Annotated in this window: 4 protein-coding genes; 2 read left to right on the top strand and 2 right to left on the bottom strand. The window is 72.0% G+C overall.

Features of this window, described 5'->3' with window-relative positions; all coding sequences use genetic code 11:
- Positions 1–785, top strand: a 785-nt coding sequence (locus AC6EI8_RS25435) for an ABC transporter ATP-binding protein (RefSeq protein WP_498383253.1), incomplete at its 5' end; no start/stop codon positions are given.
- Complete coding sequence (locus tag AC6EI8_RS25430) at positions 785–2,386, top strand: gamma-glutamyltransferase family protein (RefSeq protein WP_498383251.1); 1,602 nt, start codon at positions 785–787, stop codon at positions 2,384–2,386. The genes AC6EI8_RS25435 and AC6EI8_RS25430, both read left to right, overlap by 1 nt.
- A 16-nt stretch (positions 2,387–2,402) precedes the next feature.
- Here AC6EI8_RS25430 and AC6EI8_RS25425 read toward each other — a convergent pair whose 3' ends face one another.
- Positions 2,403–2,837 carry a RidA family protein gene (locus AC6EI8_RS25425; RefSeq protein WP_498383254.1) on the bottom strand — a complete coding sequence of 145 codons (435 nt, stop codon included), beginning with the start codon at positions 2,835–2,837 and terminating at the stop codon, positions 2,403–2,405.
- 167 nt (positions 2,838–3,004) lie between these two features.
- The coding region (locus tag AC6EI8_RS25420; RefSeq protein WP_498383249.1) for a type III PLP-dependent enzyme domain-containing protein at positions 3,005–3,459 on the bottom strand (455 nt) is incomplete at its 5' end.

Here is a 3,459-nt window from a genome sequence, read left to right as displayed (position 1 = left end):
ACGTGGCGCTGCAGGTGCGCGAGGGCGAGATGGTGGCGCTGCTCGGCGCCAACGGCGCCGGCAAGTCCACGCTGATGCGGGCGTTGTCCGGCCTGCACCGCCCTGTGCAAGGCGGCATCGCGTTCGACGGCGTGGATCTGGGCGGCATCGATGCGGCTCGCATCGCGGCGATGGGCATGGTGCTGGTGCCCGAGGGGCGGCAGGTCTTCGCGGAACTCTCCGTGCTCGACAACCTGAAGCTCGGCGCGTTTCCGTCCGGGCGCCTGCGCCGCGGCGAGATGCAGCGCCGCATCGAGACGATGTTTGCGCGATTCCCGCGCCTGCGCGAACGCCAGCACCAGCGCGCCGGCCTGTTGTCCGGCGGCGAGCAGCAGATGCTCGCCATCGCCCGTGGGCTGATGTCGCAGCCGCGCATGCTGCTGCTCGACGAACCGTCGCTTGGGCTGGCGCCCAAGGTCATCGACGAGCTGTTCGCTTCGCTGGACCGGCTGCGCGAGGCCTCGATCACGATCCTGCTGGTCGACCAGATGGCAGCACTCGCGCTCGCGCTGGCCGATCGCGCCTATGTGCTGGAGGAAGGCCGCGTCGTCGCCAGCGGCCGCGCCGACGTGCTGGCGCGCGATGCGGCGCTGGTGCAGGCCTATCTCGGCGGTGATGGCGGTGATGGCGGTGATGAGGGCGATAGCGGTAGTGGCGGCAATGGTGGTAATGGGCGCAATGGCGGCGACGACGCCAGCCGCGCCACCGGGATGGCCCACGCCGCCCCGCAAGCGGTGCAGGCCTGATGGAAGCCGCCCGCCATCCTGCCGCGGGTCCGGCACGCTCCCGCACCGGCATGGTCACCAGCCCGCATGCGCTGGCCAGCGAGGCCGGACTCGAAGTGCTGCGCGCCGGCGGCAACGCGATCGAAGCGGCGATCGCGATCGGCGCGGCGCTGTCGGTCACCTATCCCCACTTCACGGGGCTGGGGGGCGATGCGTTCTGGGTCATTGCCGACGATGCCGGCGAGGTGCGCACGCTGTCCGGCATCGGGCAGGCCGCAGCCACCCCGCCCGCCTTCGCCAGCGGGATTCCCACGCGGGGAGCCGCCGCCGCGCTGACCACCGCGGCCACGGTCGATACCTGGGATCGCGCCTATCGGATCAGCCGCGACAAGTGGGGCGGCACCACGCCGTGGGATGCGCTGTTCCAGCGCGCGATCGGGCATGCCGCCGATGGATTCCCCGTCACGCCATCGCAGCGCTTCTGGCAGGACTTCCGTGCCGGACAGTGGTGCGACTGGCCGGGCTTCGCGCGCGTGTTCCTGCCCGACGGCCGCATTCCCGAGGTCGGCGAACGCTTCCGCCAGCCGGAGCTGGCGCGCAGCCTGCGCCGGATCGCCGAGCACGGCGCCCGGGACTTCTACGAGGGCGAACTGGCGACGCGTATCGTCAGGGGGCTGCGCGAGGCCGGGTCGCCGCTGACGGCCGCGAATCTGGCCGCCACGCGCGCCCGCGACGAGGCGCCTTTGACGGTGCCGTATCGCGGCGGGGAGCTGGTGAGCCTGCGCCCGCCAACGCAAGGCGTGACCACGCTGCAGATCATGGGAATACTGGACCGCTTCGACATCGCCGCGGTCGCCGAAGGCAGCGCCGACTACTACCATCTGCTGGTCGAGGCGGTGAAGCAGGCATTCATCGAGCGCGACCGCCATGTAGCCGACCCGGAGTTCGTCGACGTGCCGGCGGAGGCGATGCTGTCCCCCGCGCATCTCGACAGGCTGGCCGCGGCGATCCGGCCCGACCGTGCGCTGCCGTGGCCGCACCGCTTCCGTACCGGCGATACCGTCTATCTCGGCGCTGTCGACAGCCGGGGCCGCTGTGCCAGCGTGCTGCAGACCGTCTACTTCGACTGGGGCAGCGGCGTGGTGGCCGGCGACACCGGCATCCTGTGGCACAACCGCGGCGCGGCGTTCTCCGTCGATCCCGGCCACCACAACGTGCTGCGGCCTGGCAAACGCCCCTTCCACACGCTCAATCCCGGCCTCTATCTGCGGGACGGCCGCCCGCGCCTGCTGTACGGCACACAGGGCGCGGACGGCCAGCCGCAGACGCTGGCGGCGGTGCTGACACGGATGATCGACTACGGCATGGACCCGCTGGTGGCGCTGGCGCGCCCGCGCTTCCTGCTGGGCCGCACGTTCTCCGACACGCGCGACACGCTCAAGCTCGAGGCCGATGCCGGCGATGCGGTGATGGCGGAGCTCGCCGCGCGCGGCCACGAACTCAGCCCGATTCCGGCGCAGAGCCCGCTCGCCGGCCACCCCGGTGCGATGCGCATCGAGGCCGACGGCACCATCGTCGGCGCGCACGATCCGCGCAGCGACGGCATGGCGATCGGGTGCTGACGGGCACCTGTCGCGTTCAGCGCAGGACCAGCGGCGGCGACAGCCTTTCCTGTACCGCCGCGGGATGCTGCGCCACCGCCTCGACCTCGGCCAGCACGCCGTAGTGCAGCGCCGGCACCGGCACCACCGCGCGCGCCGGCCGCGCGTCGCCCAGCACCTCGCGGTAGACCGCGTCGAAGGCCGGCCAATGTTCGACGCCGGCCAGGTAGACGGTGACCTTGAGCACGTCCTTCCATCCGCACCCCGCCGCGGCCAGCGCGGCCTCGGCATTGCGCAGCGCCAGCGCGGCCTGTTCCGCCAGCGGCAGATCGGCGCGCGGCTCGCCCTGCGCGTTCAGCGGCAGCTGGCCCGACACGAAGACGAGGCCCAGGCCCGTGGCGACGTGCGAATAGTGGCCGCGTGGCGTCGCCAGTGCGGGAACGTCGGGATAGGCGACAGGCTGGCCGGCGATCGCGGCGGCGTTCGGCGCCGCGCTCGGGGCCGCATTCGGAGTCGCGCTCGAAGTCGCGCTGGGAGCCGCACTCCGGGTCGCACTCGGGGTAGCGCTCGGGGTAGCGCTCGGGGTAGCGCTCGGGGTAGCGTTCGGCTTCCCCTTCGGATTCGTGCCCGCCATCGCGCTCACCATCCGCCGAAGCGCGGCCACTGCGCCTCGACATCGGCGCTGCCGGCCACCACCGTGTAGGCGCCGTGCTGCGCCGCCGTCGCGCAGGCGTGGTTCGGGAGGATGCGCAGCAGCGTGCCGACCGGCAGCATCGGCGTCGCGGCCGCATCGGTGCGATGGCTGACGATGCCGTGCTCCTGATTCGCGTCCACCATCACGAGATCGGCCAGCGGCCGGCCGTCGAGATCGCAGACCAGGCCATAGCCCTGGTCGACCGGCTGCTTCGCGGTTCCGCGATCGCGCGACATCGCCATCCAGCCCGCGTCGGTGATCAGCCAGCCCTTCTCGCGCTGATCGCCGATGACCGTGCACAGCACCGACAGCGCGATGTCCGAAGTCTCGCAGACGCCGATGCCGTTCATCACCAGATCGAAGAACACGAACACCCCGGCCCGCACCTCGGTCACGCCAT

It is taken from the genome of Cupriavidus sp. R6-3 (genome assembly GCF_059772245.1).
The sequence above is the reverse complement of the archived record's forward strand: the minus strand, read 5'-3'. Positions and strand labels throughout refer to the sequence as shown.